This window comes from Bradyrhizobium sp. LTSPM299 (assembly GCF_000938235.1).
GTDB lineage: Bacteria > Pseudomonadota > Alphaproteobacteria > Rhizobiales > Xanthobacteraceae > Bradyrhizobium.
In genome coordinates this window covers 82690-108293 of the sequence record NZ_JYMU01000013.1, presented here as the reverse complement: position 1 = coordinate 108293, position 25604 = coordinate 82690, and the positions used below count along the sequence as shown (strand labels likewise).

The window sequence follows — 25604 nt, the reverse complement described above, 5'->3', positions numbered from 1 at the left end:
GCACTCACTCCCGCAACATATAGGCATCGACGGACGTGCCCGCTGCAAAACCTTCGGCGGCGCCTGATACAACCAGCCAGGCTTCGGCACGTGCGATCGCATCGAGCGAGAGGTCGCCGATCGCCAGTGGCAGCCAGGCGTCCTGCTGACGCGCGAGCAGCACGATCTCGGCGACGCCGACGCTGGATGCGACCTTGCGCGCCAGCGGCAATCCGAGCGTCTCGCGCGGGCGCCGTCCGGACAGCCGATCGAGCACGGGAATCGCAATGGTGCACCATGCGGCGAAGGCCTGATCCGGTGCTCCCGGCAATGCGACGACTGGCGTGGTGCCGATCCGACCGACGGCCGCGGTGCGGCCGGGCTGCAACGCAATGCCATGCGCCAGCACCTCGCCGCGCCCGGCAAGCGCCGTCACCGCCGCATCGGTGCGGCCGACGCCGCTGCCGCCGATCGTGATCAGCAGATCGCAAGCGTGCGGATCGAGTGCGGCTGTGATCGCCGCTACATCGCGGCCCGCTGCCTCAGTGCACACGATTTCGGCGCCGGCCATACGCGCGGCCGCTGCGACGAACTGCGCCGACACCTGACCGCCGGGAATATTGACGACGCGAAGCCGCGACCGCCGCACGTTCAGCCTGTCCAACCCAGCCGCGCGCAACAGCAGGAGGTCGCGCGGCAGCACGGGCTGTCCTGCCTCCATCACCGCCCGCCCACCGGCAATATCGCTGCCGGCGCGTCGCACACCCTGCCCCGGGATCGCCTCGCCGAGCACTTGTACAATCGGACTGGAGCCGTCGACCACATCGGCATCGACCACGCAATCGGCGCCGTCGGGCATCGCCTCACCCGCCTCGACCCAGACCGGAGGCTCGCCCAGCGGCAATGGCGCGTAGGAGGACGCACCGACCAGATCGTTGGCGCACATCGCCCAACCGTCGCTAACCGCGACATCGCGCGGCGGTTGCGCGCGCAAGGCCGGCATCTCAGCCGCGATGCTGTGCAGGGCCTCAGCCAGCGGCAATTCGCGCGGCGCCACCGGCACGAGTCCGCGCAGCACGGCGTCCAGCGCCGCCTCGAGTGGAGTGAGCGAAACCGGCAGGCGTTGAGCTGTCGTCATGACCCGCTATGGACTGAATCGGATGCGAAATAAACTCCCCCGAAGCCTTCCCCGGGCGGCGCCATTAGACCGAAGACGCGTTGACGTGGACCCCAAAATGGTTGCAAAAGAAACCAATATGACCGGGTCCGGAGGGCCCGGCACAAGCAATAATGGGCCAATGCGCCAATCCAGGGAGGGAAACGGAATGATCGCCAGACGACTATCCATGTGTGGGACGCTCGCGGCCGCGCTGCTGGCCTCGTCGGCCGCGTTGGCGCAGGTGTCCGACGATGTGGTCAAGATCGGCGTGCTGACCGACATGAACGGCCCGGCTTCGACCCCGACCGGACAGGGGTCCGTCACCGCAGCACAGATGGCGGTCGACGATTTCGGCGGCACGGTGCTGGGCAAGCCAATCACCGTGATCGTCGGCGACCACCAGCTCAAGCCCGACATCGGCGCCGGCATCGCGCGGCGCTGGTATGACGTCGACCAGGTCGATCTGATCGTCGACGTGCCGGTGTCCGCGGTCGGGCTCGCGGTGCAGAACATCGCCAATGAGAAGAAGAAGCTGTTCATCACCCATTCGACCGGCGCGACCGATTTCCACGGCAAGTTCTGCTCGCCCTACGCGATGCAATGGGTGTTCGACACCCGCGCGCTCGCCGTCGGCACCGCGCAGGAGGTGGTGAAACGCGGCGGCGACAGCTGGTTCTTCATCACCGACGACTACGCGTTCGGCCACTCCTTGGAGAAGGACGCCTCCGCCGTGGTGACGAAGAACGGCGGCAAGGTGCTGGGGGCCGTGCGGCCGCCGTTTGCGACGCCGGATCTGTCGTCCTTCATCCTGCAGGCGCAGGCCTCGAAGGCCAAGATCATCGGTATTGCCGGCGGGCCGCCGAACAACACCAACGAGATCAAGACCGCCGGCGAGTTCGGCATCATGAGCGGCGGGCAACAGATGGCCGCGCTGCTGGCATTGATCACCGACGTCCACTCGATCGGGCTGTCGGCCGCGCAGGGGCTGTTGCTGACCACCTCGTTCTACTGGGACATGGACGACAAGACCCGCGAATGGTCGAAGCGCTATTTCGCCAAGATGAACCGGATGCCGACGATGTGGCAGGCCGGCGTCTATTCCTCGGTGATGGCCTATCTGACCGCCATCAAGGAGAGCGGCACCGACGAGCCGCTGAAGGTCGCGGCCAAAATGCGCGAGAAGCCGGTCGAGGATTTCTTCGCCCGCAACGGCAAACTGCGCGAGGACAATTTGATGGTCCACGACCTATGGCTGGTGCAGGTCAAGACGCCGGCCGAGTCGAAATATCCGTGGGACTATTACAAGATCCTCGCGAAGATTTCCGGCGACGACGCGTTCGGCCCGCCGGACCCGGCCTGCGCGATGGTGAAGAAGTGACGACCGAAGGTCGTCATTCCGGGGCGCGCAAAGCGCGAACCCGGAATCTCGAGATTCCGGGTCTGGTCCTTCGGACCATCCCGGAATGACCTTTGTATGGAGACGCGAGCGCCTCCATACAAAGGTCACTTCACCACACCGATCTCGCGGAAATATCTGAGTACGCCGGGGTGGATCAGGTTGACGTCAGGCGCGGCGGCGACGGTGTTCGCCGCTGTGGTTTCGCAGGCCTGCGCGAGCTTCTTGCAGAAATCGGCTTCAATTCCGTGCAGCGTTTTCGCCAACCGGTAGGCGACATCGTCGGGCAGGCTTGCGCGCACCAGGATGTAGCTCCAGGAGCCGACCGAGGCGATCGCCTCGGTCTGCTTCGGATAACTGTTCGCGGCGATCGTCAGCGGCTTCAGGAAGGTATGCTTGGCGCGGATCCGTGCGATCTCGTCAGTATCAGGCGCAATGAAGCGCGCACCGGTCGCACTCTCGGCCATCTTGGTGAAACCGGGCCAACCGATGCCGGCGCCCCACAACGCGGCGGCGCGGCCGTCCTCGACCATGACAGGGCCATCGCCGGCGCGATCGAGATAGATCGACTTGAAGTCCTCGTCCTGCTTCAGCCCGATACCGTCGAGGATGTAGCGCGAGAGAATTGGCAGGCCCGAGCCCTTGGCGCCGAAAGCAACCGGCTGACCGACCAGGTCGTGGATCGTCTTGTAGGGGCTGTCGGCGCGGACTACGAACATGCCCGGGCTTGAATACATCGCGGTGAGGATCTTCAGCTTGGTTGCAGGCGCGCGGCCGATGCCCATGAAGGCCTCGTAGGACGGCTCACCCGCAACGGTCGCGATATCGACGCTATCAGCCTCGAGCAGCGGAATGTTCTCGTTGGACCCTTTGGTGTTGCGCGGCTCGATCGACAGCGTCGGATCGGCCGCGTTCATGGCTTCGGCGAAGGCGTTGCCATAGAGCGGAAAGCCGCCGCCCGGCGTCGCCGTGGCGAAATGGATCGTGGTTTTGGAAATGGTCTTGCTCCCCTCTTGTGCCGCCGCGCCACCCGCAAACAGCAACGCACCTGCGCAAATCATAACAGCGAATTTCATCTCAAGTTGCACTCCCGCAGGGCAGACTATCGTCGCACGAGGGTGGTCGTAGGCAAAGCCGACGTTTTGTGAAACCATTACGGGCAACAGTCACAAGAAAATGACGCAAGAAAATGATGGGAGAGACGATGTTCCGGTTGGTCCGTGCTGCGCTGATTGGTTTGGTCTGCTGTTTCACGTCGGTTGCACCCTCGTCCGCGGCCGACTATCCGAACCGCCCGGTGCGCTGGCTGATCGGCTTTGCCCCCGGCGGCCCGGTCGACATCGTCGCGCGCATCATGAGCCAGTGGCTGTCAGATCGTCTCGGCCAGCAATTCGTGGTCGAGAACCGCGCCGGCTCCGGCGGCAATATCGCCGCCGCCGCCGCGATCAACTCGCCGGCGGACGGCTACACGCTGCTGTTCGTCGCGCCCAACAACGCGATCTCGGCCTCGCTCTACAAGAAGCTGCCCTACGACTTCATGCGCGACACCACGCCGGTCGCGAGCATCATGCAGCTCACCAACATGCTGGTCGTCGCCAACGCGATGCCGGTGACAACCGTCCAGGAGCTCATCGATTACTGCAAGGCCAATCCGGGCAAGATCGCCTACGCGTCGTCCGGCAACGGCACCTCGGTGCACATGTCGGCCGAATTGTTCAAGGCGATGACCAAGTGCGACATGCAGCACGTGCCCTATCGGGGATCTGCCATCGCCTTCCCCGACATCATCTCCAACAAGGTGCAGCTGATCTTCGACAATCTTCCCTCGGCGCTGGAGCAGTCGCGCGGCGGCAGCGTCCGCGCGCTCGGCGTCACCTCGCCGCAGCGCTGGCCCGGCGTGCCCGACGTGCCCGCGATCGCCGAGACGGTGCCGGGCTTCGAGTCGGTCGGCTTCTACGGCATCTCCGCGCCAAAAGGCACGCCGCCGGAGATCGTTGATGTCCTCAACAAGGCCGTCGGCGAGGCGTTGAAGGACCCCAAACTCCTGGCACGACTTTCGGAAGTCGGCGGCATTCCGAAACCGATGACGCCGGCCGAATTCGGCAAGCTCGTCGCCGATGAGACCGAGAAGTGGCGGAAGGTGGTGGAGTTCGCGGGGGTCTCGGTGGACTAGGGTCGCACATCGTTCGCCTGCGTCATGTGTCGCTGGACATGCCACACCCACCACCGTCGTAGCCTGACTCCGCAGGGGCGCACTGCCAAGATATTGAAAACAACCCCATGCAAAGTAGCCGACGGCTGCCGGCGTTCGACATGACCACTTGACACGTCGGGCAACTCAGCTCCATTATTCCATTATTCCGAAATCGCGCAAACGCCCGCGGGGTGGGACGTGGCCGTAGCCATATGCGATGGCCCTGCCCTCATTCGGGTGGGATGGACGGAATCGAACATCTGATTTGGCCTCCAGGAAAAGCAGAATAATTTAGCGAGAGGACTGGACCACCCAAATCATCTTGAGATCATTGGAAAATTCGATTTTCGGCGCAGGCAGAATTGGCTGTCCGAATGGCCTCCATGACCCTTTGGCAGGCCTCAAGCCGGCGGGCGTTGGCCAGTCGGGTCCGGGGCCGGCAGCGCCATTGCCGGATCACCCCTCACCCTGTAAACGGAGCCCGCACCGTTGCCGGCCGCCCCACGCGGCCCGCAGGCGGCGGGGCCTGTAGCTCAATGGTTAGAGCCGGCCGCTCATAACGGTCTGGTTGCAGGTTCGAGTCCTGCCGGGCCCACCAATATTTTCAGTGGGTTGCGATACCCCTGCCCGCTTCGCTTTTTCCTCAACCAACGAAACAACCAACGCTACCTTTTTCGGGACTGGCCGCGAGCCGATCGCCTCAGCGGCACCGCGCAGGTGGTCCGGATGATGATGGCCATAAGTATCCCGTAGGGTCTTCCCGCTCATACCCAGGAAGCCCGCTGCCTCCCACATAGGCGCTCCACGCTGCATCAGCCACGGGCTGCGGTGTGTCGCAGGGTGTGTGGAGTGGCCGCGCGTAAGAATTCCGCAAATTCGCTGTGTGGATTGTTCGGTGTGGACAAAAATTGGCGATGAATTGCGCGAGCCGGGTGGGTACATCGTGTGTTCTGGATTATCCTCTTCGGGATATTCGGCGTTATAGCGTTCTATCTTCGCTCGATTGCGCGACGCCTCAGCTAGGTCTGGCTCTACAGCGTCGCGCCATTTCTCTCGATATAGTTTTCCCGGTTTCGGCACCCAAGCATCAAGGTTGGCTAGCGCGCTGAACATAAAGTCAATAACGTTTTCATTACCAACCCAAAGCGACAACTGGTCCTGGAAGATCAAGTGCCCCTATGCCTGCAGTCACTGTGAGGCGCTGCGCGGCCTCGTCCAGTAAGCGTTCGTATGCTGTGAAGATGATGCGGCCTAGTTCGGCTCGTCAGCAAACAGTGGCTCAGCCGGTGAAAGAATGACGACGCCTGCCCGCCCTGTCTGGAACAAAGGGCCTCTTAGTTAACTTGTCGATGCACTCAGCTTCCGCGGGCCGGTTGTGCGGTCGATGGTGATCCAGATGGATAAGCGAGACGACGGGGATATAAGCTCAGCATCCCATGCTCTTAAGATACTTCACGGTGCGAGAAGCCTCCCGCCTGCCGAGGCGGTAGAAGCGCTGACGCCGTTTTTAGAGGCGAGGCGCAACGAGCCGTTGGGTGACAAACTTGCCGATGCCTCAACTGCTGCCGTCACGGAGCTTGTGCGAAGCCTTAAAGAAAACCACGAAGCTTCAGACGATCTTTGGGGACAGGCCATCGACGCCACGCTGAGCTTTGTTAATGAGGCGAGCTAGCTCCGCTTAGGCGGTGCAAGTACCGCCTGCTAGGGCCACATCTGCTGATCCGTTTTCGATCTACGCTCAGGGTGCCGCAGCGCCATGAGCCTATAGCTATCTCAAGGTTTCCACCTGATCCTAAGCCTCCCCCACCCCTCGTAGGCCCGAAACAATTGGAAGGCAGCCCAAGCCCTCCGTGTCGGTGAGACTTGTACGGCCTCGCGAAACAAAATCTCACAAGGTTTCCAGCGAACCTTCGATTGATCGTGACCGGTCGAGAGATTTACTTGTTCGATTCCGTGCGCGTAGGCCCATTTTATGATTTCGGCCATTAGCACGGTCATTACGCTGTGGGTCTTCCAGGCAGGATCGTACCCTGCAAAGTACATATAGAGGTCAGATTCAATCAGAAATGTGAGTCGGCTTGCTACGGCTACACCACCAATCTCCAGCTCGAAAATGCGCAGTTCACCTCGTTCTGCAGCCGCGTGTAGATAAGCGCCGAAGAATGCACGCACATTTGATGGCCCAAACTTGTTTGGATGCAAAATCATATCCGGTGCCTGAGCACGTGCGGTATGTAGCTCAACAAAGCGTGCAAAGGCAGCAGCGACGTCTTCATGCCGCTCCGTCACACGCAATGCGAAATTGATTCCGCCGCGCTCAAGAGAATCATACGCCTTGCGTAAGTTCTTCCGCATATTTGCGGAAACCCGCTGGCGCAAATCATCCCAACTTCCGTCTAACTTGATGAGATAATCCGGCAGCTCACCTCTCATCAAGAATTTGCAGTTCAAACCGGGCTGATCGTATTCATCAACCGTACGGTGTAAGCCCGCCCAGCGAAACACGTCCCAATCGCCGCACGCAGCGACGAAGTGTGCAGCTACCGCCTTAACTACCGGCACATGATCTTCCGGCCGGCAGATTACGCCTCGGACCTCGGTTAAGGCTGCATCCGTGCCAAAAAATTGAAGAATCCGCAACGCCCGAGGCCCAATGGCAGGCGCGAAGGTTCTCATCAGGGGAACCAGCGCTACAAGTTCGCCATTGCCGTCGCGCACTATGTGGAAAAATAACTCGTCGCGGACGAGAGCCGTGTTGCGGCGAAAGTGCTTCCACCACGGGACGATCCAGGCCGCAGACGTGAATGGCATGCTCGGCCAGGTCTGCCGATCGAGAAGCCCCCATTCACCAGCAATTCTCGACAGAGCTTCGGGATGCGATAGGCGCTCGACGGTTAGCTTTTGATTTTTGTAGAAATTGCTGCGCACGGCCGTAATATTAATCTGGAAAGTTGACACCAAGCGCTGCGTCAAATTGTCGCCAAAATGTCGATCGGCCCCAAGCTAAGTACGCTGGCTAAGACTTCGACAAGCTCGCTCAACAATACAGCGGTCTGCCGAAGGGCCCCCGTCATGCCCGCAATCTGTCGCGGTGCCCAAGCGCTCCTATCGGGAACTGCTGATATGATACGACAGATACCATCCTTCGTGGCGTTGGCACTGGTGCGGCGGAAGGCAGCGTAGTGCTGGAACACGCTTATAGGCGCGGCGGGAGGCGGTATCGCGAGCTAACTGAGATATCTGCTTTGTTGTCATTCGCGTCATTCCGACCGGGCGGTCACGAGTTCCGGTCCAACCCGGAAACCAGACATTGGTCCGTCTTGCCACCACCCTTCTGCGGAGTGCGACTAGTGTTAAGCCAGCGCTTCTAAAGCTCTAAACCACCGGGACACCGGGACACCCTAAAGGGGGTGTCCCGGTTGTCCCGCTAGGATGGTCCGGGGACAAATTAGAAATGTCCTCGGACAATCAATTTTGTCCCGCTACCAGAACCATTCCCCCACGGTTTCGATTTCCTTGGTTGACGTGAGGTCCAGAACAGCCCGATTGAAGCGGCGCTTCAGAGCATCTTCCCTAATGTCGGGCTCCTTAGCCTTGGTGGCGGCGGAGAACGGCACCCGCCATTGTTCGCGGGTGGCGGTTACAATGCCGTCAGGAAAGCCTGCCGAGCCCTCTGGCGGCGTTTCCCCGTGCTCTTGAATGGCCAGCTTCAACGAGTCTAGCGCCTTGCCGGTAGTGCCCTTGAGGTTGGTGCCGTCATGCTTAGCCCCATCGACCTGAACCACCACCGGAGCCGTGGTCACGTTGCCATCCGCGTCCATGCCGAGTTCAACCGAGTCGAGCCGGAACGACGTTATGTCGCCTTCGTCGCTATCGTTGGCCCCGGTGCATTTTAGGGTGAATACCTTGGCCAGTCCGGCGCCATTCACACTAACGCCGTAAGACACGTCAATGGCGCCATCTAGGTCGATTGCCCCTTTGCCTCGATCGCCTTCCCATCCCGAATGGTGGATGGCAGCGACGTGCGCGCCGGTAGCTCTCGTTAGTTGATCGACTGATCCGATGTAGCGCTGCATATCCTTCGAATTGTTTTGGTCACCAGCGCCGAACGTCCGCGTAACGGTGTCCAAGATCACAAGATGGCAGGGCAGGCCGCTTTTCTCCTCGCATTGCTTGATGGTCATAGCCAGCGTCTTGGCGTTGACAATACCGGTCATATCGAGCTTGCCGCCAACTACGGCAAATGGAATACCCGACAGACCGTGCTTCTTGCCCCACGCTGCAATGCGGCGTTCGGTAAGCGATTTTCGTTCGCCGGCAAAGAAGATCACCAAGCCAGGTTTGACCTCGCGACCGTGCCAATCTAGACCGGCAGCGATGTGACAGCCGATATCACACAGAAGTACGCTTTTGGCCGTTCCAGGTTTTGCAACCCATGCAGAGAATTCGCCTGCACCGATGAGGCCCTTGACTATTTCGTCCTTGGCCGGCGATTTGTCTACGTCGTCAAACCATGTGATCTGGAAGCGTTCTATCAGATCGGCCTTTACTTGTAACTGGAGAATCTTCGGCCTGTTGTCGTTCGCAGCCTTGATCTTTTCGGCCCCGACAACAATGCTAGCGACCGTTTTTTCAACGAAGTCCGTACCTTCCTGGAAAACGTCTTTCAGATTGTGCTTCATGACAAGGCCCGCGCGAGATATGCCGTGCGCCACCTAACTTCGTCTTCGAAGTATGAGCGAATCGAGAATGGCGAGCCATCGATAACAAACCGCGCTAGCTCGTCGTCATCGTCCGAAAAGCCCCATGACCACGCTTCAAGTACGGTGTGAATACAGTTGCATTCGATTGTCGCGGCCTGTGAGAGTTCCTTGAGCGCCTTGCGGCTGATCGGCTCGATATGACAAGCGCCGGTACAGCCAGCTTCAAGCCAATCCATCGGATGGGCGTGCAGCCGTACCACCGGGGCTGCGAGATTTTCACGGCCCAACCACGGAGCACGGCACGTGATGCGATCGAAGGACATTTCGTCGCTGATAACGAGCAAATCAAGAATCTCGCCGTTCTCAATGATCGGAATAGCGAGTTCGGCTGGATATTTCGGCCCGACGTGATCCGGCCCGTAAATCACAAACCGATATCTGCCGGTGTCGGGATTCCGGACCGTGCCGTACTGAATGAGGGCAATGTGTTCGGGGGCGGTGTCAATCCCGTGGTCGGCAAGCCACGCAACTGCAGTCAAACCATCACCGACCTTGTCAGAGAACTCTTGCGCGACTTCATCGGGCAGGGGCAGCGTGTCGTCGACATTACAAAGCGATTCCATAAAACGTCTTTCACTAATACTCTCCTCAAGCATTTAAGTTAGGTGGCCGGGTTCTGTTCGGACAAAATGCCGACTAGAGTTTCTGTAAATGCAGTAAAAGTATTGACGTTGTGGAATCCGACCTTCCGCGCCGCTGCGCTAACAGCTTCGCTCCAAGTTGGTGAAGACCAATTGTAGAACGGTCGTAGCTCCGACCAAGCATGGTCGGTCAGACTGTTCATTTCACCGGCCAACCGAACAAGGAGACCGGCGGCCCTTCCGTTTCTTGGATCGTTGCATCTTGCATCCAATCCTCGCCGCCAATTCGCGGTTCGTGTGAGACTACCGCTAAGACTTTCGGTGCAATTCTGTTTATTGTTGTCGATCATATTTCTACTTTTGAGTTGCCGGGTAATTCCGGCTCGTTTTGATCACGTCAAATAACCCGGGCCGTGATCGGTGCCGGTATTCTTGTTGACGAATTTCGGACGATTGAGCGCTACGTAGTGCTGAACTCCCAGCCCTGTGTGCCGCTGACGATGCGGACCGGAGGAGCAGGGTTGTAAATGCGTTATACCTGTACGCGGCGGCCGTCTCGGCCGATCGCTCCGCGAGAATTACTGCGTCAGATCGTAGTGAGTCCGAAGCTCAGCTTCGATCTGCTTGATACGTTCCTGCCAAATAGGAGCATGCAGGTGTCTGGTCTTACCTAAGATGATAGTCCACCCTCCCGGCTTGGAGGTTGGTACGATTGCCAGTGCAATTTGGCCTTGTTGCGGGAAGTCCTCGAACGATAGCAGTCGCTCATGAATCTTCCATATAAGGTCTGCGCTAGACGTTCTGGCTCGTCTTAAAGACGTTCGCAACGCGCGGCCTCGCTGAAAAGAAGACCACCGGCCAGAAATGGGTTTGCAACGCGCCGGTGGGCATATCGATCAGGTCGAAATGACGGCATCGATCTTAGCGGTAAGGGGCTCCACTTCAACACCGGGACATTGCGGGGCGCGCGCCCAACCAACTTTAAACCAACGCTATAACGCAACCAAACGCGAACAAACGCTACCAACCGTCTCCGAATTCATCTGTGTTTTCAGCATCGTCCGGGCTCCCCTTCCCGCTCATAACGGTCTGGTTGCAGGTTCGAGTCCTGCCGGGCCCACCAGCTTTCGCTCGCGCAGCGAGTGAAGGCTGCCACGCCGAAACCCAAAGGGCGAAGGCGGGTTGCACGGCACGCGGGCTACGGCTCGGCAACCTACGCCTAAGCAGCCCCACCTTCGCCTCAACGCCGCGAGCCAACTCGCTCGATCAGATCCAGCCGCTCCTTCATCGGATCGGGCCCGCACGTTACTCCGGAGTTGGAGATCAGCAGCAGTTCGTCCCGCTCGGACTGCGGGCGCCACGCCGGCAAGTCCGCGCCGTTTGGATCGCCATATCTTGCGAAGTTGGTCCAGTAGGTGCGCATCGTGTTCGAGACCTCACGATCCCTCTGGCTATACGGTCCGGAGCGAACGCCGAGTGTGCCGAAGACGAATCGCACTTCCTGTCCTTCCTCGCCTTCTTCGGGCGGTTCAGCCCGGTCCGGGACGTAGTCGAACAGATATCTGTAGGTGGCAGAGCCTCGCTCGGCGTGCTTGCGCGCCACAAATCGCACCGGTTCAGTGAACATCCAGTCCGTCCGGAGTCGTGCAGGCGTGTCCTTCTGCCCGGGGAAATCGGGAGTGAGCCCGCTCGTCATTGGCAACAGCTGCTGCAGCAGCGCGGCGGGCATGCTCTGCGTATCAGGCGCGTACGGAAACCCGTTGCTGCCGATCAACAAGGGAACGTGCTGCTCGTGGCCCGCAGTGATCGCATCCTGGAGCTGTTCGTCCACATAGGCGCCATCGATCGTATAAGCGGACCGCAGGGCGGGATCCTCCGCCAGCTTCCCCTGCACGGCGAGAATTTTTTGCAGTTCCGATTGCCGCATCTCGACCTGGCTGACGCCGAGCGCCTGCGCGAATGCCTGTACCGCGCTCTCTGCGGCGTTGCGATCGCGCGCAAGCTCCCGGAATGACGCGGACTGAATGATCGCCTTCTGGAACAGTCCCGTTGCGCGCCGCGAGGCCATCAGCCTTGCGACCGCGGTCGCGCCGGATGACGAGCCGAAGATCGTGACGTTGTCGGGATCTCCGCCGAAGGCGTTGATGTTGTCGTGAACCCAGCGCAAGGCCGCGATCTGGTCCTTCATGCCGTAATTGCCGATGCCGTCGTCCTCGTCGTCCTTCGACAAGCTTCCGCCGGCCAGCCAGCCCAATGCTCCCAGGCGATAGTCGAATGTGACGACGGTCAGCCCGTCTCGCGCCAGCGCGGATCCGTCGTAAAGCGGATCTGCTGCAGTCCCGGAGACGAGCCCGCCGCCGTGGATCCACACCATGACAGGAAGTCGCTCGTCCATGCGTGCGGGCGTGAAGACGTTGATGGTCAGGCAATCCTCGGAGTTGCCAGCTGGAGCTTCGAAAGCCTGCGGCGATCCTTGCGGGCAGGCCGGGCCGAACTTGTCTGCGGTGAGGATCTCCGTGCGCTCGGGGGCCTTGGCCGGTGCGCGCCAACGCGCCGCCCCGATCGGCGGGGCCGCGTACGGGATGCCCATGAACCTGGCGATGTCGGAATCGGCTATTCCAAGCACTTGCCCTTCCTGCGTGAGGGCGAAGACGAACCGCTCCCCCTGGGCATGCAGCCTGGCACCGAACATCAACGAGGCGCCGGTTACAAACACGAGGAAACAGCAGGGACGGCGCATGACGACTCCACCGTATCAGGTTCATGGCCCGGGCGCCGCTCAGCACATCGAACGTTCCACTGTCGGCGACGGCTTGAACCTCGATCCTTGAGGAAATTCTAAACAGTCTGTCCTTCGCGGTCCACGGATTGGTTCACCAGAGCGGGATGACTCTTCTTCGAATCGTCATCCCGCTCTATCTCTTTGTTTTGAGCATGATCTTTTCGGAAAACCGCTACACACTTTTCCGGATCATGCTCTAATCTAGTGCACTCAATCAATCCGCCTGCCCTCCCCGGCGCTTCAATACCTATTCTGCTCATACAGCACCCGCACGCGGATGGTGCCGGCAATGGCCCTCAGCTCGGCCAGCAGATCCTCGCCCTCGCCGCCGACGACGTCGGTCTCGAGCACGACGTAACCCACTTCCGGATCGGTTTGCAGGTATTGCGCCAGGATGTTGATGCCGTGCCTGGAGACCGCGTCGTTGACCTGACGCATCACGCCGGGAGCGTTGCGGTGGACATGGATGATGCGCGTGCCGGTCGGCCGCGCCGGCAGCTGCACCTGCGGAAAATTGACCGCGCCGAAGGTCGCGCCGACATCGGAATAGTCGATCAGCTTGCGGGCGACCTCGCCGCCGATGCGATCCTGCGCCTCTTCCGTCGAGCCGCCGACATGCGGCGTGAGGATCACATTGGGCAGGCCTTGCAGCGGCGAGACGAAACGGTCATTGTTCGATGCCGGTTCGACCGGAAACACGTCGACCGCGGCACCTGCCAGCCGGCCCTCACGCAGGGCGCTTGCCAGCGCATCGAGATCGACCACGGTGCCGCGCGAATTATTGATCAGATGGGCCTCGGGCTTCATCCGCCGAAGCTCCGCCGCGCCGATCATGTTGGCGGTGGCCGGCGTCTCCGGCACATGCAGTGACACGACGTCGCTGGCCGCGAGCAACTCATCCAGCGTCTCGACCGGCTCGGTGTTGCCGTGGCGCAATCGGTCGGTGTGATCGAAATAGATCACGCGCATGCCCATGGCTTCCGCGAGATTCGACAGCTGCGAACCGATGTTACCATAGCCGACGATGCCCAGCGTCTTGCCGCGGACCTCGCGGCTGCCCTCGGCGGACTTGTCCCAGCCGCCGGCATGGGCAGAGACCGATCGCGGAAATATCCGGCGCAGCAGCATCACGATCTCGGCGATGGTCAGCTCGGCCACGCTGCGGGTGTTGGAGTAAGGCGCGTTGAATACGGGGATGCCGAGGCGTCGCGCGGCATCGAGATCGACCTGGTTGGTGCCGACCGAAAAGCAGCCAACCGCCATCAGCCGGTCGGCAGCCTCCAGGACCTCCGCGGTCAACTGGGTCCGCGATCGGATGCCCAGCATATGGACGCCGGACAGTGCCTGCTTGAGCTCGCCAGCACCCAGCGCCTTAGGCAGACGTTGCAGCTCGGTATAGCCATTGGCTTCGAACATCCGGACCGCGGAATCGTTGACGCCCTCCAGCAGCAGGACGCGTATCTTGGTTTTGGGGAGAGACAACATCGTCGAGGTCAGCCTTCGTCGTAGCAGGGGTTCGCTTCGGCAAGAGCTACCATGCGCGATCTCGATCGGCCACGTGATAATATGGAGCAATTTCGTTCAGGGCTGTCGCCGCAATCGGCTGACCCGGCTCACCGCGCCTTGCGCGCGTCCTCGAGGCGCGGATCGAACGCAAACTCGATCCGTACTCCACTCGGCTCCCGCACGATGAAATGGATCTTGGGGCCGGCGCCCGAGGGTTCCGGACCGAACTCGACGACGACGCCGGGCCAGCTCGACACCCGTTTGTAGAGGGTGTCGAGACCGCTTTGATCAATGACGGCGAGGGCCAAATGATGCAATCCGACGTTGGCGCGCCGATCGAACGGAAGCGCTTTGCTGGGCGATTCGACCTGCCACAGCGTCACGACATCGTGTCCATCGGATACAAACACCGCCGGATAATCCGGCCGCTCGCCAACGACCCGCCATCCAAGGCAATCGCAAAAGAATTTTCGCGTGCTGACGAGATCCCGAACGCTGAGCCCAACGTGGTCGACACCGCACGTGTCGGTTTTGAATTCATCCGTCATAAGCCCTCCAATAGGCTACCGGGTTGGAAGCGATTTGAGCAGCGACTTGAGCAGCGCTTTGGCCGTCTCCGTGGCCCGGTTGATGGCGTTCCGATCGCGATAAACCCTCGAAACGACGAAGCCGCCCTGCACGACAGTGATGAGCATCAGCGCAAGCTCGTCGGCGTCGAGGCGTTTTGCAATTTCGCCATCGGCCTGAGCTTCGCGCAGGGCTCCTGCAAGGATCTTCTGGAGTTCGCGGAAATAGCGTTCGACGGGCTTCCGCAACGAGGCCTCGGCGATGGACGATTCGGCGGCAAACCTGCCCATCCTGCAACCTTTGAGGCCGTCGCGGGAAACGTCGAGATAGCGGAAGACACGATCCAGGGCAGAACCGTCCGTTCCCACGGTCTCGCGCGCGAGCTCGCACATTTCATCGGACACCTCACGGAGAGCCACGGACGCCAGGTCCATTTTTCCACTGAAGTGGTGATAGAGGCTGCCTTGCCCCGCGCCGCTTTCTTCCAGCAAGTCGCGCGGACTCGTGGCCTCGTAGCCACGTTCCCACATCAGTTTCTTGGCCGCCTTAACGAGCTCACCCTTCGCCTTCATGACACCCTCAAGATCGCATCGAATCAACCGAACGTGATTATATTTTGTACCAACTAGTATGTACAGACAAGCGCGATTAACGGATATCAGCCATGTTTTCGGACCGCAACCGCCGTCTTCGCAGAAGCAGTAAGGAGAAAGCGATGTCAAACCTAACCCGCCGCAACGCGCTGTTGACGGCTGCATGTGCAGGAGCAGCATTCGGCTTGCCCAGGCCGGTCTCGTTCGTCGAGGCTGCGCTCGCCCAGAAGGGGCCGGAGGCTGGCAAGGGCTTCCGCCCGTTCAAGTTCGGCAAGGTCCAGGGGTTCATCCTGAACGATGGCGTTTGGGAGAAGCCTCACGACCCCGGGTTTATCAAGGACGTATCTGTTGAGGACACCAAGGCCGCGCTGGCTGCCGCCGGGATCGCGAATGACGTCGTGCCTATTCCGTTCAATGTCACCCTGGTCAAGCTCGGCAATGAAACGGTTCTCTTCGACGCCGGCACCGGCGGTCAGTTTCAGCCGACAGCCGGAGCGATGATCGCCAATATGGCGGCAGCCGGTATCAAGCCGGAACGGATCACGAGGGTGATCGTTTCGCATTTCCATCCGGACCATGTTTTCGGGCTTATGAGCAAGGCTCCAGACAACACGCCGACATTCCCGAACGCCGTGGTTTACGTGCCGAGCAACGAGTTCAAGTTCTGGATGGATGAGAGCATCTTCACCAAGCTCCCTGAAAAGCAGCATGGCCTGCCCAAGAGACTTCAGGCGATGTTCCCACTCCTGAAAGACAAATTGAAACAGTACGAGTGGGACACCGAAATCATTCCAGGCATCCGCTCCATCGCCGCACCGGGCCACACGCCGGGCCACACTGCATTCCATGTCGCGTCAGGCAACGAGCAGCTGATGGTGCTGAGCGACACGACGAATATGCCTGCCCTGTTCGCAAAACACCCGAATTGGCACGGCGTGATCGACGCTGATCCAGTCCTTTCCGAGGCGACGCGGCGCAAACTATTCGACCGTGTCGTCGCCGACAAGGCGCTCGTTACCGGCTACCATTTCCCGTTCCCGGCCGTTGGCAAGATCGTGACGGACGGCGCAGGTTATACTTTCGTGCCGGTTGCATAGTTGGGATCGACGGACGCGGAAACGGCCATCGTTATCGGTGGCTGTTTTCAAAGAACCTTGCGAAGCATGGCGCCGCGAGGGATGCTTGCAAGCATCGTTCATCAAAAGGATTCGTCATGTCTGTCGACACAAAGGCCGCCACTGACCGCCTCATGCGCTTCCTCGCTATCGAGGGCGTGACCGGAAAGGAAGCCGCGATCGGGCGCGAGCTCACCGCGGCGCTGAAAGAGGGCGGCGTGCCGGCGGGCGCGATCCGGCTCGACGACGCGAACACGCGGATTCCGGTGCCGACCGAAACCGGCAACCTCATCGTCGATCTGCCCGGTCGCGGCGCGATGCACAATCAGCCGCGGATCATGTTCATGACCCACATGGACACCGTGCCGCTGTGCGCCGGAGCGAAACCGAAGCTTGCCGGCCGCAAGATCGTCAACGACGCGAAAACCGCGCTCGGCGGCGACAACCGCGCCGGCTGCGGCGTTCTCGTCACGCTGGCGGCCGAGCTTGCGAAGCGGAAGCTCGATCATCCGCCGATCACGCTGTTGTTCTGCGTGCGGGAGGAAAGCGGGCTATATGGCGCGCGCCACGTCAAGACCGCTGAGCTTGGCTCGCCGGTCATGGCCTTCAACTACGATGGCGGCTCAGCCTCCAACGTCACCATCGGCGCCGTCGGCGCGGATCGCTGGCAGGTCGAGATCTTTGGCCGGGCCTCCCATGCCGGCGTCGCGCCGGAGCGCGGGATCAGCTCGACCATGATCCTCGCGCTTGCGCTCGCCGACGTCAGGGCCGGCGGCTGGTTTGGCAAGGTCGTGAAGGGCAAGCGGCAGGGCACGAGCAATGTCGGCCCCGTCACCGGCGGCGACGGCCGGCCGGCCGGAGACGCCACCAATGTCGTCACCGACTATGTGCACGTGCGCGGCGAAAGCCGCAGCCACGACCGGACGTTCTTCAAGGAGATCACCAAGGCCTACAAAATGGCGTTCGAGAAGGCCGCAAAGCGCGTCACGAACAGCGCTGGCAAATCAGGCCGCGTCAAGTTCAAGGCCGAGACCGACTATTATCCATTCCACATGAAGGACAGCCTGCCCGTGGTCAAGCGCGCGGCTGCCGCGGTGTCCGGCATCGGAGGAACGCCGGTCATCCGCACCGCGAATGGCGGGCTCGACGCCAACTGGATGGTCCGCCACGGTGTTCCGACCGTCACCTTCGGCGCGGGGCAGAACGACGTGCACACGATCGACGAGTGGATCAATCTCGACGAGTACGACCGGGCCTGCGCGCTCGCCGTGCAGCTCGCGACGATGCGGTGAGCCTGGCGGACAAAGAGAGCGGGACAGATACCTAAAGCGCGATGAGATTAGGTTGAATCGTTATCGCGCTTCACCTCCTTGTTTGAGCATGATCTCCGCGCAAACGCGTTCCGCGTTTGTCGCGAGGGAAAACCGCTTCACACTTTTCCGGATCATGCTCTAGCGGCCTGCGAACTCCTGCAAATGCTGAAGGAGCACGGCATCCAGCTGATCCGGACGATCGATCTGCGGGAGATGACCGGCGTCCTCGATCGCCACGAACCGGCTCCCCGACAACACCAGCGCAAGCTCCTTCATCGGCTGCAGCAACAGCACATCGCGGGCGCCAACGACCAGCGTCGTCGTCGCCGCAATGGCGGGTACGAGTTCGAGATAGGCAAGACCCTGGATCGCTCGGGCGCTGCCGATGAAGCCTTCGGCGCTGGTTTCGCTGACGCAAGCGGCAAGTGCATCGGCGATCGCGGGGTTGTCGTCGAGGAAGCCGCGGCAGAACCAGCGCTCGGCGGTCGGCTGCACCAGCGGCGCAACGCCCTGCCCGCTGGCCAACGCAATCCGGTCGTCCCAAGCCGCTACGAACGGCGCCGGCGCGTCGGCCCGGGCGGCGATGATGCACAGGCTCAGCAGGCGATCGGCATGCCGCCCCGCAAGACCAAATCCGGTCATGCCGCCCTGAGATACTCCGATGAAGTGTGCCCGCGACACCGCCAGCGCATCGAGCACGGCGATGTTGTCGGCCACCAGATCGTCCATTGCATAGGGCGCGGGCGGCGCATCCGACTGCCCGTGGCCGCGGCTGTCGAGACACAGAACGCGGTACCCCAGCTCGGCGAGCCGGCCAGCCTGCCTGTACCAGATGGCACTGCTGGTCAGGATGGAATGATTAAACAGCACCACCGGTCCAGATTCGGGACCGCCGACACGAACGCTCAGCCGTCCGCCCGGCCCCGAGATCGTGACACGTCGGAACCCCGGCCAATCACCGGTGACGACCAGCCGTCCATCAATCGACAAGACCCATCTCCTTGAACACCTCCTTGGCGAGGCGGAAGCTGTCGAGTCCCGCCGGCATGCCGCAGTAAACTGCGATTTGCAGGAACACCTCACGCAATTCAGCCTTGGCGAGGCCGTTGTTGAGCGCGCCGCGGATATGGATCTTCAGCTCGTGCGGGCGGTTGAGCGCCGCGATCATTCCGAGGTTGAGCAGACTGCGGCTGCGCTTGTCGAGATCCGGCCGGTTCCAGATTTCGTCCCAGCAGTATTCGGTAGTGAGCTTCTGCGCCGGCCAATTGAAGTCGTCGGCCGCCTCCAGCGACCTTTCGACATAGGCATCGCCCAGCACCGCGCGACGCGTCTTCAGGCCGCGCTCGAACTTCTCGCCCCGTGGCTTCGTCTCGCTCATGGTCGTCGTCTCCATTTCCACACGCCTTACGCCGGTGCCATTTCGGTCAGCGGCTCGTTCCACGCGTCGTAGCCGTAGACCCAATCCGGGTCGGTAGGATTCTTCAGCCATGTGTTGGTGCGCGAGCTGAGCTGGACGCGGGAGGTGCGCGGCTTGCGCGTCGCCTCGAAACGGCGGAACGCGTCGGCCACGCCGTCGCGATCGACGCCCGTCAGGCAACGCGAGAGCACGGCCGCGTCCTCGATCGCCATCGCGGCACCCTGCGCCATGTACGGGGTCATGGGATGGCAGGCATCGCCGAGCAGTGTGACGTTGCCCTCGCTCCAGTATGATAGCGGATCGCGATCGACCAGGGCCCATTTGTGCACCGACGGGCACGCCTCCAGCACCCGTCGCACCTGCGGATGAAAATTGGCGAAGGCCGCGCGCAATTCGCGCACGTCACCCATCGCCGACCAGGATTCTACCGTGAAACCCGGCTCCGGCTGGCTGGTGACGAAATAGACCTCGCTGCGATCCGGCTTGACGTAGTAGATCACGATGTGACGGTCCGGTCCCCACCATTTGGTGCAGTCGTCGATCTCATAGCCGTTGAGAAGGGAGGCCGGAAACACCGTGCGGTAGGCGATACGGTCGGTGAAATTCGGCTCAACGCGGCCGAACAGCGTCTCCTTGACGAAGGAATGGACGCCGTCCGACGCCACCACCGCGTCCACCGAGGTCTTGCGGCCGTTCGCAAACGTCAGGTCGACGCCGCGATCGGCGCGCTGCGCGATGCCGACCAGTTTGTGATCGAGATGGAGCACGTCCGCGGGCACGGCACTGGCGAGCGCGGAATGCAGATCACCGCGGTGGCCGAGAAGATAGGGTGCGCCATAGCGGTCTTCGGCAGACTGGCCGAACACCATGTCGAAGCGCACCGCGCCGGTATCGAACTCCTTATTGTTCCACGAACGGGGATAGAACGCTTCGCGCCGCAGGACCGGCTCCAGCCCCCACGCGCGCATCACCTTCATGGCATTGAAGCCGATCTGGATGCCGGCGCCGAGCCGGGCAAATCGCGTGGCCTGTTCATAGACCTGCACATCCACGCCGGCGCGGGTCAGCGCCGCGGCAGTCGCAAGGCCACCCATGCCGGCGCCGATCACCGCCACTGAAAGTTTGCTCATTGTCTCACCTCGTCGCTCCAGTGCCGGTCTTGGCCTAGCCTCTGGCAGTTGTTGCCCATGGCAGGCGTTCGCCGCAAACGAGTAATGCTGACGGGATGTGAGATATTCTGACAGGTGACAGGAGCCGACAGCACGGGTTCTGGCCATCACCTCCTGTGAGCTCAGTTCACGCTCCCTGAGCTTTAGTCGTTTGCGCTTGCGGCTATCGCACTCCACTCTCCCCGGCAAATCCGTGCCGCCGCCTCCGCCTTCCGGCAGGTGCAAGATCGGACGGCCACTCGGCTGGGAGGAGACGGAAACATCATGACCGCCATCGCAAACGACAGCGCCGTCGGCATGCCAAGCGCGACCGTGCCATGGTTTGGCCGGCTCTACGTCCAGGTCCTGCTCGGCATCGCCCTCGGGTCGTTGATCGGATATCTCTGGCCGGACGTCGGCACGGCGCTCAAACCGCTGGGCGATGCGCTGATCAAGATGATCAAGATGGCGATCGCTCCCATCGTGTTCCTGACGGTGGTCCACGGCATCGCCAGCCTCGGCGACATGCGCAAGGCCGGCCGCATCGGCCTCAAAGCGTTGATCTATTTCGAGGTGACCACGACCATCGCGCTGATCCTCGGACTGATCGTGATCAACCTGACGCAGCCAGGCGTCGGAATGCACGTCGCTCTCGCCTCGCTCGATGCCAAGCTCGTCGCCAGCTACGTCGCCCAGTCCCACGACCAGTCGGTCGTCAGTTTCCTGATGAACATCATTCCCTCGACCGTCGGCGGCGCGTTCACCAACGGGGATACGCTGCAGGTGCTGTTCTTCGCCGTGTTGTTCGGCATCGCCCTACAACGTTTCGGCGACAGGGGAAAACCGGTGCTCGACCTGATCGAGCAACTCTCTAAGATCTTCTTCATCCTGATCGGGATGATCATGCAGGTGGCACCGATCGGCGCATTCGGCGCGATCGCCTTTACGATCGGCAAGTACGGCGCCGGCACGATCGTGTCGCTGTCCCATTTCATGCTCACCTTCTACGTGACCTGCCTGTTGTTCGTGTTCGTGGGGCTCGGCATCGTGGCCCGGCTGGCCGGTTTCAGTATCCTCAAGCTGATCCGCTACCTGCGCGAAGAGCTGCTGCTCGTGCTCGGCCTCTCCGGCTCGGAATCCGTGATGCCACGCTTCATGGTCAAGATGACCGTGGCAGGCTGCTCGGAATCCACCGTCGGCCTCGTGGTACCAACCGGCTATACCTTCAATCTGGACGGCACCTGCATCTATCTCACCATGGCGGCAGTGTTTCTCGCCCAGGCAACCGACACGCCGCTGACGATCGTGCACCAGATCGTGCTGGTCGCGGTCTGCCTGCTGACGTCGAAGGGGGCAGCCGCGATCCCGGGCAGCGGCTTCATCGTGCTGGCGGCGACACTCGGCACGATCGGTCATGTGCCGGTCGCCAGCATCGCGTTGCTGCTCGGCATCGACCGCTTCATGTCCGAAGCGCGGGCGCTCACCAACTTCATCGGCACGGCCGTCGCGACCGTGGTGATCTCCAAATGGGAGGGCGAACTGGACACCCAGCAGTTCGCCCACATCCTCGACAACCCCGATGCGGTGAAGCTATCCTTCTGAGCTGAGGAGATCGCCCACGGATGAGAAAGCTGCCGCCGCTCAACGCGGTGAGAACGTTCGAGGCGGCCGCGCGCCACGTCAGCTTCACGAAGGCGGCGGACGAACTTCATGTCACCCACGGCGCCGTCAGTCGGCAGGTCGCACTGCTGGAAGACTGGTTCGGCGTGAAGCTGTTCCGGCGCGCGCCGTCTCAGCTCACTCTCACCGCCGCCGGAAAAATCTACTACCGCGAGGTCACAGCCATTCTGGACCGGCTGGCGCTTGCCTCCATGGACATGAAGCAGTACGGCGCGCCGTCCGTGCTGCGGATCAGCGCGCCGCCGACCTTCACCATGCGCTGGCTGATCCCGCGAATCACGACGTTCCAGCGCATCCGCGCCGACGTCGAACTGCGGTTGACCACCTCGATCGGTCCGCTCAACGTCCACGATACGAGCTTCGATGTGGCGATCCGCGGCAATGTCGGCGAGCCCCAGGGCTGGACCTCGCAATACTTCATGACTGAACTGATCGCGCCGGTCTGCCACGTCGACCTGCTGTCGCGCGGCAAGCTGAAGGTACCCGACGATCTGCGCCAGCATACGCTGATCACTTACCTCACCGAACCTTATGACTGGAGCCAATGGCTCGACCAGACTGGCCACGAGATGGCCGCCGAACAAGAAACGCTGCGTTTCGAGCAGATGTTCTTCGCCTTGCAGGCAACGCAGGAGCGCATGGGTATCGGCTTGTTCCCACTGTTCCTGGTGATCGACGAGCTCATGGCGGGGCAGTTATGCCTGCCATTCGGGGATCTCGGCCTGCGCAAGCGCGAATACCGTTCATTCTACCAGGCGGAAAACGAAAGCCTGTCCGCCATCGCCGACTTCACCGCGTGGCTTGCCGACGCAGGGCGCGAGACCGAACAATTCATGCAGAATTGGGCCAGCTCGATGGGGTGGGGCTTCTGAGGTCTCGCCGTGTCAGCCTTCGGCCGTCACCATGCGCCACAGCGTCTCCACCAGGACCTCGTAACCCTTGTCGAGCGCCTCCGGCGCGGTGAACTCGCGCGGATTGTGGCTCAGGCCATCCTTGCTCGGAACAAAAATCAGCGATGACGGAATACGTTTCTGGATCGCCAATGCGTCATGTCCGGTGACGGTCTTCAGCGTCAACGTCTTCATTCCGAGATCGCTCGCGACGCCGCGCACGAGTTCAAGGCCGGCCGGATCGAGCGTCGGCGCGGCCCTTCGTTCATCTGCGGCGATCGAGATATCGACGCCGATCGCGGAAGCCTCCTGCTTTATTCGCGCCAGGAAACGATCGCCGAGAGTAAGCACCACCGCCTCATCCTCGTGCCGGACCTCGAACCAGACCCGAACCCGGCCGGCGACGACGTTGGGCGAGTTCGGAAACACGCTGATCTTCGCAGCCGATGCGTGGACGCCCACATTGGCGAGCTCGACCTCACTGTAGAGCGCTTCGATGGCGCGGGCCGCGGCACGGAGCGCATCGCGGCGCCGGCCCATCGGTGTCGGGCCGGTGTGCGAAACATCGCCCTCGAACATCACCGAGATCTTCCGCGTCATCCAGGCTCCGGAGACGGCCCCGATATCCGCCGCCTCGCGTTCCAGGTGATCGCCCTGCTCGACATGGAGTTCGACATAGCGCAGCGGCTCGAACGTGAGCGGAGACGCGCCGCGATAACCGATCGCGGCGAGTGCGTCACCCAGCGTGACGCCGTCACCGTCGTCGCAGGCGTAAGCCTGTTGCAGCAATAAGCTGCCGGCGAACACCGAGCTGCCGGTCAGGCTCGGCTGGAAACGCGCGCCCTCCTCATTGGTCCAGTTCGCGACCGCCAGATTGCGTCGCGCCTTGCCGGGACTAGCGAGAGCGCGATCCCGCACCGCCTGCACCGCGAGCAACCCCGCCAACACGCCGTAGACGCCGTCATAGCGGCCACCGGTCGGCTGAGAATCGAGATGAGAACCGGTGATCACAATTTCCTTAGATGCTGGCGCCAGCACCGCGACGCCGAACATGTTTCCGATCGCATCGATCCTCGGAAGCAGATCGCGACCGGCGATCTCGCGGAGGAAAAGATCACGCGCGTCCTTGTCCAACGGCGTCGCCGTGAGGCGGCAGACCCCGCCATCTGCGGTCGCCCCGATCGCCGCGAAGGCCGCAATCAGATCGTGCAACTCGGTCATCTCAGCTCCAGCCGCAGCACGGGCTAAAGCGCGATGAGATTAGGTTGAATCGTCATCGCGCTTCAGCTCTTTGTTTGAGCATGATCTTTTCGGAAAACCGCTTCACACTTTTCCGGATCATGCTCTAGCCTCCGAGGTCGCCGCGGATCGCCGCAAGCGCCAGCTGCTCGAACTCTGCCTCGGTCAATTGCCGCGGATTAGAGCCTGCGGTCGGATCCTTCACCGCGTCGGCCGCGATCGCCTTGGCATTTTCTTCCTTGACGCCAAGCTCCGCCAGCGTATGCGGCACGCCGAGTTTTTTCCGGAACGCAAGGATCCAGTTGAGGACCGCATCGAAATCGCGGCCGGGCAGATCGAGCGCGCGGGCAATGTGCGGAATCTTGTCGGCGATCGCCGTCCTGTTGCAGACGAGGATATACGGAAATACCACGCCGTTGGTGAGGCCGTGATGGGTGTCGTAGCGCGCCCCGACCGGATGGGAGATCGAGTGGATCGCCCCCAGCCCCTTCTGGAACGCCGTGGCCCCCATCGACGCCGCCGCAAACATGTAGGCGCGGGCTTCGAGGTCCCGGCCATTCTCGACCGCGCGCGGCAGATAGGTGTCGATAATCCTTAGTCCCTCGAGCGCAATACCGTCAGCGAGCGGATGAAACGCCGGCACGCAATACGCCTCGAAGCAGTGCGCGAGCGCATCCATTCCGGTCGCCATCGTCAGGAACGGCGGAAGCCCGACGGCGAGCTCAGGATCCTCGATGGCAATCCTGGGCATCAACAGGGGGTGGAAGATGATCTTCTTCTCATGGGTATCCTCGCGGGTGATCACACCGGCGCGGCCAACCTCGGAGCCGGTCCCAGCTGTCGTCGGCACTGCGATGATCGGGGCTACGCCATCGGTATTGGCGCGGGTCCACCAATCGCCGACGTCCTCGAAATCCCACACCGGGCGGGACTGCGCTGCCATGAAGGCCACGCACTTGCCGACGTCCAGCGCCGATCCGCCGCCCACGGCGACGACACCGTCATGACCGCCGGCCTTGAAGGCAGCAACGCCGGCGTTCAGGTTCGATTCGGTCGGATTGCCCTTCACGTCCGAGAACACGCTGATCGGAATTCCGGCATCGCGAACGCGTCGGACAATGCCGGCGATCAGATCGTTCTCCGCAAGGCCGCGGTCGGTCACCAGCAACGGTCTCGTGATGCCGTTGGCCCGGCACGCGTCGGGAAGGTCGGCGATGCGCCCGGGACCCGTGACGATTCGGGTCGGAAAATTCCAGGCCCCGGTGATTTGAGCTGCCATGTC

At 61.7% G+C, this 25604-nt stretch carries 20 protein-coding genes, 1 tRNA gene and 1 pseudogene; 8 read left to right on the top strand and 14 right to left on the bottom strand.

Going from position 1 to position 25604, the window contains the following annotated elements; translation table 11 throughout:
- Positions 1 to 4: 4 nt before the first annotated feature.
- Entirely contained in the window at positions 5 to 1117 is a 1113-nt protein-coding gene (locus tag UP10_RS08570; protein WP_044586919.1) for a molybdopterin-binding protein, read from the bottom strand.
- Positions 1118 to 1304: 187 nt separating this feature from the next.
- Here UP10_RS08570 and UP10_RS08565 point away from each other — a divergent pair, with 187 nt between their 5' ends.
- Positions 1305 to 2516, top strand: coding sequence for an ABC transporter substrate-binding protein (locus UP10_RS08565; protein WP_044586918.1), 1212 nt, complete (start codon positions 1305 to 1307; stop codon positions 2514 to 2516).
- Between the two features lie 125 nt (positions 2517 to 2641).
- Here UP10_RS08565 and UP10_RS08560 read toward each other — a convergent pair whose 3' ends face one another.
- Entirely contained in the window at positions 2642 to 3610 is a 969-nt protein-coding gene (locus UP10_RS08560; protein WP_044586917.1) for a TAXI family TRAP transporter solute-binding subunit, read from the bottom strand.
- Between the two features lie 128 nt (positions 3611 to 3738).
- On the opposite strand from UP10_RS08560, the gene UP10_RS08555 reads away from it, so the two are divergent.
- The 3 genes from UP10_RS08555 (at position 3739) to UP10_RS08545 (ending at position 6400) form a co-directional block, all read left to right on the top strand.
- The gene (locus UP10_RS08555; protein ID WP_044587198.1) at positions 3739 to 4707 is read left to right on the top strand and encodes a Bug family tripartite tricarboxylate transporter substrate binding protein; all 969 of its coding nucleotides are present in this window, start codon (positions 3739 to 3741) and stop codon (positions 4705 to 4707) included.
- Positions 4708 to 5250: 543 nt separating this feature from the next.
- Positions 5251 to 5326: transfer RNA gene (locus UP10_RS08550), tRNA-Ile, on the top strand.
- A 786-nt stretch (positions 5327 to 6112) separates the two neighbouring features.
- Positions 6113 to 6400 (top strand): hypothetical protein, encoded by a 288-nt coding sequence (locus UP10_RS08545; RefSeq protein WP_044586916.1) that lies wholly within the window; start codon positions 6113 to 6115, stop codon positions 6398 to 6400.
- A gap of 101 nt (positions 6401 to 6501) precedes the next feature.
- Here UP10_RS08545 and UP10_RS08540 read toward each other — a convergent pair whose 3' ends face one another.
- The 7 genes from UP10_RS08540 to UP10_RS08510 all read right to left on the bottom strand — a co-directional run bounded on the left by UP10_RS08540 (position 6502) and on the right by UP10_RS08510 (position 15499).
- The gene (locus UP10_RS08540; RefSeq protein WP_156179709.1) at positions 6502 to 7686 is read right to left on the bottom strand and encodes a GNAT family N-acetyltransferase; all 1185 of its coding nucleotides are present in this window, start codon (positions 7684 to 7686) and stop codon (positions 6502 to 6504) included.
- Between the two features lie 524 nt (positions 7687 to 8210).
- Positions 8211 to 9410 carry an AAA family ATPase gene (locus UP10_RS08535; RefSeq protein WP_050043597.1) on the bottom strand — a complete coding sequence of 400 codons (1200 nt, stop codon included), beginning with the start codon at positions 9408 to 9410 and terminating at the stop codon, positions 8211 to 8213.
- Positions 9407 to 10087, bottom strand: coding sequence for a hypothetical protein (locus tag UP10_RS08530; protein WP_044586914.1), 681 nt, complete (start codon positions 10085 to 10087; stop codon positions 9407 to 9409). The genes UP10_RS08535 and UP10_RS08530 overlap by 4 nt, the downstream gene beginning before the upstream one ends.
- A 1225-nt stretch (positions 10088 to 11312) precedes the next feature.
- Positions 11313 to 12812, bottom strand: coding sequence for a carboxylesterase/lipase family protein (locus tag UP10_RS08525; RefSeq protein ID WP_063775367.1), 1500 nt, complete (start codon positions 12810 to 12812; stop codon positions 11313 to 11315).
- A 282-nt stretch (positions 12813 to 13094) separates the two neighbouring features.
- Positions 13095 to 14339, bottom strand: a complete 1245-nt coding sequence (serA, locus tag UP10_RS08520; RefSeq protein WP_044586912.1) for a phosphoglycerate dehydrogenase — start codon at positions 14337 to 14339, stop codon at positions 13095 to 13097.
- A 128-nt stretch (positions 14340 to 14467) separates the two neighbouring features.
- Positions 14468 to 14908 (bottom strand): VOC family protein, encoded by a 441-nt coding sequence (locus tag UP10_RS08515; protein ID WP_044586911.1) that lies wholly within the window; start codon positions 14906 to 14908, stop codon positions 14468 to 14470.
- A gap of 15 nt (positions 14909 to 14923) precedes the next feature.
- The gene (locus UP10_RS08510; RefSeq protein WP_044586910.1) at positions 14924 to 15499 is read right to left on the bottom strand and encodes a TetR/AcrR family transcriptional regulator; all 576 of its coding nucleotides are present in this window, start codon (positions 15497 to 15499) and stop codon (positions 14924 to 14926) included.
- A 92-nt stretch (positions 15500 to 15591) separates the two neighbouring features.
- On the opposite strand from UP10_RS08510, the gene UP10_RS08505 reads away from it, so the two are divergent.
- Both UP10_RS08505 and UP10_RS08500 read left to right on the top strand, forming a co-directional pair.
- The gene (locus tag UP10_RS08505) at positions 15592 to 16617 is read left to right on the top strand and encodes an MBL fold metallo-hydrolase (RefSeq protein ID WP_050043596.1); all 1026 of its coding nucleotides are present in this window, start codon (positions 15592 to 15594) and stop codon (positions 16615 to 16617) included.
- Between the two features lie 116 nt (positions 16618 to 16733).
- The gene (locus UP10_RS08500; protein ID WP_044586909.1) at positions 16734 to 17927 is read left to right on the top strand and encodes a M20/M25/M40 family metallo-hydrolase; all 1194 of its coding nucleotides are present in this window, start codon (positions 16734 to 16736) and stop codon (positions 17925 to 17927) included.
- 159 nt (positions 17928 to 18086) lie between these two features.
- On the opposite strand, the gene UP10_RS08495 is transcribed toward UP10_RS08500, so the two are convergent.
- Genes UP10_RS08495 through UP10_RS08485 form a run of 3 tightly spaced genes read right to left on the bottom strand, consistent with a single transcriptional unit; the run spans position 18087 to position 20495 of the window.
- Complete coding sequence (locus UP10_RS08495) at positions 18087 to 18938, bottom strand: alpha/beta fold hydrolase (protein WP_197086766.1); 852 nt, start codon at positions 18936 to 18938, stop codon at positions 18087 to 18089.
- Entirely contained in the window at positions 18928 to 19326 is a 399-nt protein-coding gene (locus tag UP10_RS08490; RefSeq protein WP_082077040.1) for a carboxymuconolactone decarboxylase family protein, read from the bottom strand. The genes UP10_RS08495 and UP10_RS08490 overlap by 11 nt, the downstream gene beginning before the upstream one ends.
- Positions 19327 to 19352: 26 nt before the next feature.
- Positions 19353 to 20495 carry an FAD-dependent monooxygenase gene (locus tag UP10_RS08485; RefSeq protein WP_044586907.1) on the bottom strand — a complete coding sequence of 381 codons (1143 nt, stop codon included), beginning with the start codon at positions 20493 to 20495 and terminating at the stop codon, positions 19353 to 19355.
- 303 nt (positions 20496 to 20798) lie between these two features.
- Between UP10_RS08485 and UP10_RS08480 the strand changes: the two genes are divergently transcribed.
- Positions 20799 to 22115, top strand: a complete 1317-nt coding sequence (locus UP10_RS08480) for a dicarboxylate/amino acid:cation symporter (RefSeq protein ID WP_050043594.1) — start codon at positions 20799 to 20801, stop codon at positions 22113 to 22115.
- Positions 22116 to 22135: 20 nt separating this feature from the next.
- Positions 22136 to 23065, top strand: a complete 930-nt coding sequence (locus UP10_RS08475) for a LysR substrate-binding domain-containing protein (protein ID WP_044586906.1) — start codon at positions 22136 to 22138, stop codon at positions 23063 to 23065.
- Between the two features lie 12 nt (positions 23066 to 23077).
- Here the strand turns inward: UP10_RS08475 and UP10_RS08470 are convergent.
- A pseudogene (locus tag UP10_RS08470) lies at positions 23078 to 24310 on the bottom strand (allantoate amidohydrolase); the annotation flags it as partial.
- Between the two features lie 118 nt (positions 24311 to 24428).
- Positions 24429 to 25601 (bottom strand): iron-containing alcohol dehydrogenase, encoded by a 1173-nt coding sequence (locus UP10_RS08465; RefSeq protein WP_044586904.1) that lies wholly within the window; start codon positions 25599 to 25601, stop codon positions 24429 to 24431.
- Between the last annotated feature and the right edge of the window lie 3 nt (positions 25602 to 25604).